This window comes from Streptomyces sp. NPDC052036 (genome assembly GCF_040680495.1).
Lineage (GTDB): Bacteria > Actinomycetota > Actinomycetes > Streptomycetales > Streptomycetaceae > Streptomyces.
Genome location: NZ_JBFAWW010000100.1, coordinates 1 through 4,121 on the forward strand (window position 1 = coordinate 1; position 4,121 = coordinate 4,121).

A 4,121-nucleotide genomic window follows, 5' to 3' on the forward strand; every position below is an offset into this window, starting at 1 on the left:
GCCAGACGGGCTGATCCCTTGAGTGCTTTGCCGTCGACGGCGATCACGCGCGGCCGCCCGGACGTGGAGGGCGGAGGCACCTGGGCGGGCTCGGTGGCGGCGTGGTGCCGGTCGGCCAGGTAGGCGCCCACCGCCCGGTCCAGGGCATCACCGTCAACGGCCTCCAGTACACGGCCGATCGTGGCCGGCGACGGAGTGCGCCGCCATCTGGGCAGGTGGCGGCGGATCCCGATCGCTGTCAGGAGTGCGTTCGAAGCACGCTGGCCCCACTCGGCGAGCTCGTCGATGCTCCTGCGCGCGTCGGCGTCCGCGCCGCGACCCGTGTGGAGTTCGGCAATCAGGTCGTACGCGCCGCCCTCCGGCAGGGCATAGGTGTAAAAGGCGCGCAGCAGCGTCTGTTCCGCCGCGTCCGTGAAGCCGAGGTCGGCGAGCTGTCCGGCCTGCGCCAGCACCTCCCACGTCCGGCCGGACAACTCCAGCCGGGCCCGCGGCCTGCGCTCCACACGGCCCTCTGACCGCGCCGCTCCAGCGCCACACCCTCCGCACACTCACCCCACCGACCTGGGCACCCGCACGCACATGCGCCGTCGTCAACGCCCCGGCAGCATCGAGCTCCATCAGCCGCGCCACCAGCACCGGCCTGGACACCCTCAACCCCGCCGAGACCTCACCCCACACGCCCGGCTCCCCCAGCCCACACCCTTCCGCCCGCGGAAACCGAAACCGACACCGACGACCATGCCGTCGCGCAGTCGGCGTGGACTGGGCAAAGGCCGGGCCGGTGCCGAGTCAGCCCGGTGTCCCGGATCCGGCGGATGACGTCTCTGGAACCATCACTCAGCCGGGCGCCGTTCGCCGGACAGGCTGTGCAACTGCCACTCGCGAGGCGCTATGCCGTAAGCGGCACGGAAAACACGGCTGAAGTGGCTGGGGCTCACGAAACCCCAGCGACGGGCGACGGTCGCCACCCCGAGCCCCTGGGCCGGGGAGCGCAGGAGATCCCGACGGCACCGCTCCAGGCGCTGCATCCGGATCCATTCCCCGACGGTGGTTCCCTCCAGCTGAAACAACTTGTGCAGGTAGCGCACCGAAATGAAGTGGGCGGCGGCGATCGCGGTGGGTGACAGGTCCGGGTCGGAGAGGTTTCGCAGGATGTGGTCTTTCACTCGCACCATCATGGCCGCGGCAGTTTCGGGAGCATGGGGCCTGAAGCGGCCGCTCCGCTCGTTGATGAACAGTGCCAGCAGGTCGAGCCCCGTGGCGGCGACTTGACGGCCGACGAAGTCGTCGAAGCCCGCTGCTTCGCGCGCCATGCGCGCGAAATAGGTCGCCACCAGTGCAGAACTTCCGCCGCGACCCGAGAACGCTCTCGCAGTCAACGCCTGCAGGTCTTCGTCCCGCACGCGAAGCTCCTTCCGAGGGAAATGAAAGGAGGTGAAACAGAATTCGCCCTGCATTTTCTTTCTGAACACGCGAGACGAATCAGAAATGGAGAAATCTCCCGGCTCTATCAGGCACTCCCTCCCGTCCTGCTCCTTGACAGCACCGCCTCTGCGTTGAAGCGTGAGGATGAGGAATTCCTTCCCGTCCCGGGCTATCAGGCGCTTGCTGCGCGTCACCTCTTGCGGCCCGGCCTGGACGTCCGACACCTGTGTGGCACCCCATTGGTGGGTGACGATTCTTCCCGATGGCGGATCTTCCTCCAGGATATTGACATCGAGCGGTACGAACGTCCGGGACACCGCTTCATGCCAGCGCTCTATCCGGTCGGCTGCGGACAGCGCCGCGGTGGAAAGGACGACGGACATCTGGCCCCCTTAACATTGTGTTCGACAGGCAGTTCGGATCCGGTCACCGGACAGCCCGATCACCGAAGACCCGGTGTGCCTTCCAGAACACCGTGCCAGCCATCCTGGGCCGGCACATCGCGTGAATCCGCTAGATCAGGGGGCCGGGGGCCGGACTGAGATGCCCCTCACTTGATCCCGTCCTCAACGACTGGGGAGGAGTGGTGGGTGTGACGCCGGCGACAAGCCGGCGTCGTCAGGCCGATCAGGTACGACCCGCGCTTCCAGCCCTGCTCAAGGCCATACGAGGCTCTTCCGGGCAGCCTTACGCCTCTTCCCCGGGAATGGCCGGCCGCGTCGCGTAACGGCTGCGCATCGTGTCGCTGGCTGCGGGGCCCGCGGTGAAGACGTAGGCGGTGCTGTCGTCGAGCCGGCGGCCGGTTCTGGCGTCGACGACGACGGGCTCGACCTCCTCGCCGCTGTGCGCGTCGACGAGGATCATGCTGCGCTCCGCCGGTGTGAGGCGGGAGTTGCCCCATGCGGCCAGGGCGACGATCACCGGACGCAGGGAGCGCCCGAGTTCGGTGAGTACGTACTCGTGCCGGACGGGGCCGGTCCGGTAGGGCCGGCGCTCCAGCAGGCCGTCCGCGACCAGGGTCTTCAGCCGGGTGGTGAGCATGCTGGAGGAGATGCCCAGGCTCTCCTGGAACTGGTCGAAGCGGGTGTAGCCGTCGAAGGCGTCGTGGAGGATCAGCAGCGTCCACCACTCGCCGACGTGCTCCACCGTCGTGGACAGCGGGCACTCCCGGTCCTCCAGCCTGATCCGGCTTGCCACGGCGATCATCCCTTCAGTTACTGCTAAAGTCGAAGTTAGTTACTTCTATTTTAGCAGTCTAGACGGGAGCGGCGCCTCGTATACCCGCGCCCGGGAACGGAGCACAACGTGCCCACATCCATCAGCGAATCCCTCGAAGGCCGACGTGCCCTGGTCACCGGCGGCGCCAAGGGCACCGGAGCCGCGATCGCCCGACGGCTCACCGAGGCCGGCGCGACCGCCCTGGTCACCGCCCGCAGCCGCCCCGACGACGTCGAGGAGGAGACGTTCATCACCGCCGACCTGTCCACCGCCCAGGGCGCCGCCCACGTCGCCTCCGAGGTGGACACCCGCGTGGGAGGTGTCGACATCCTGGTCAATACCCTCGGCGGCTCCGAGGCACCGGCAGGAGGATTCGCCGCGCTCGGCGACGACGACTGGGCAAGGGAGCTGAACACGAACCTGCTGGCAGCCGTCCGCCTGGACCGCGCACTCCTCCCGCACATGATCGCCAAGGGCAAGGGCGCGGTCGTGCACGTCACCTCGATCCAGCGCCGCATGCCGCTGTGGAACGGCACCCTGGCCTACGCCGCCGCCAAGGCCGCCCTGACCACCTACAGCAAGGGCCTGGCCAACCAGGTCGCCCCGCACGGCGTCCGCGTCAACACCGTCTCGCCCGGCTTCGTCCAGACCTCGGCCGCCGACAACCTCGTCGCCCGGATCGCCCACGACGCCGGCATCGGCCAGGAAGCAGCGCTGGGCCAGCTCATGGACTCCCTGGGAGGCATCCCGCTCGGCCGCCCCAACCGGCCCGAGGAGGTCGCCGAACTGGTCGCCTTCCTCGTCTCCGACCGCGCCTCGGCCATCGTCGGCGCCGAACACGTCATCGACGGCGGCACCACCCCCACCGTCTGAACCCGCCACCACCATCAGGAGCGTCATGCCCGACAACCAGCCCCGCATCATCACCCCGGACGACCTCCCCGAGGTGATCACCCGCTACCTCACAGCGCACCGCGCCCACGACACCGCCACCGCCGTCACGACGTTCACCAACGACGCCACAGTCATCGACGACGGCAACAGCTACCAGGGCACCGCCGCGATCGAGCGGTGGCTGGACCGATCCGCCACCGAATTCACCTACACCATCCACCTCACCGGCACTCAGCAGACCGACACGGCCCAGTACATCGCCACACACCACCTCGAAGGCAACTTCCCCGGCGGCACCATCGATCTGCGCTATCAGTTCACTCTCCGCGACGACCTCATCGAACACCTCGCCATCGAACCGTGAGTCCGCTCCCGCACCAACTGTTGCCGCCTACGAGGGAAGCTCCACCCACCCCGGACCGCGCCGTCTCAGCCCTCGTGCCCAGCCAGCCACCCGCGGATCAGCACGTGCACGCCGAGGAATCAAGGCGGGACGCTCAGGGGTATCAGCTCTTGTTCGTCGTCTGCACTGCCCCTTTTGCGGCTTCTTCGCCACGGACGGCTGTCAGGTAGGCGAGGGCTGC

4 protein-coding genes and 1 pseudogene are annotated in these 4,121 nt (G+C 68.3%); 2 read left to right on the top strand and 3 right to left on the bottom strand.

All coding sequences use genetic code 11. The annotated features are described in order from the left end of the window. From AB0L95_RS41840 to AB0L95_RS41850, 3 genes and pseudogenes are all read right to left on the bottom strand, one after another. Window positions 1-503 (bottom strand): annotated as a pseudogene (locus tag AB0L95_RS41840) (hypothetical protein); the annotation flags it as partial. A 330-nt stretch (window positions 504-833) separates the two neighbouring features. After that, window positions 834-1,808 carry a helix-turn-helix domain-containing protein gene (locus AB0L95_RS41845; protein ID WP_365171873.1) on the bottom strand — a complete coding sequence of 325 codons (975 nt, stop codon included), beginning with the start codon at window positions 1,806-1,808 and terminating at the stop codon, window positions 834-836. A 304-nt stretch (window positions 1,809-2,112) separates the two neighbouring features. Continuing rightward, window positions 2,113-2,631, bottom strand: coding sequence for a helix-turn-helix domain-containing protein (locus AB0L95_RS41850; RefSeq protein ID WP_365171875.1), 519 nt, complete (start codon window positions 2,629-2,631; stop codon window positions 2,113-2,115). Between the two features lie 99 nt (window positions 2,632-2,730). On the opposite strand from AB0L95_RS41850, the gene AB0L95_RS41855 reads away from it, so the two are divergent. Both AB0L95_RS41855 and AB0L95_RS41860 read left to right on the top strand, forming a co-directional pair. Continuing rightward, window positions 2,731-3,516, top strand: coding sequence for an SDR family oxidoreductase (locus AB0L95_RS41855; RefSeq protein WP_365171877.1), 786 nt, complete (start codon window positions 2,731-2,733; stop codon window positions 3,514-3,516). 25 nt (window positions 3,517-3,541) lie between these two features. Further along, window positions 3,542-3,901, top strand: a complete 360-nt coding sequence (locus AB0L95_RS41860; protein WP_365171879.1) for a nuclear transport factor 2 family protein — start codon at window positions 3,542-3,544, stop codon at window positions 3,899-3,901. The last annotated feature ends 220 nt before the right edge of the window (window positions 3,902-4,121 follow it).

Coding starts and splice junctions, on each gene's coding strand:
- AB0L95_RS41845 (WP_365171873.1), bottom strand. CDS start 1,808: ATGTCCGTCGTCCTTTCCACCGCGGCGCTGTCCGCAGCCGACCGGATA.
- AB0L95_RS41850 (WP_365171875.1), bottom strand. CDS start 2,631: ATGATCGCCGTGGCAAGCCGGATCAGGCTGGAGGACCGGGAGTGCCCG.
- AB0L95_RS41860 (WP_365171879.1), top strand. CDS start 3,542: ATGCCCGACAACCAGCCCCGCATCATCACCCCGGACGACCTCCCCGAG.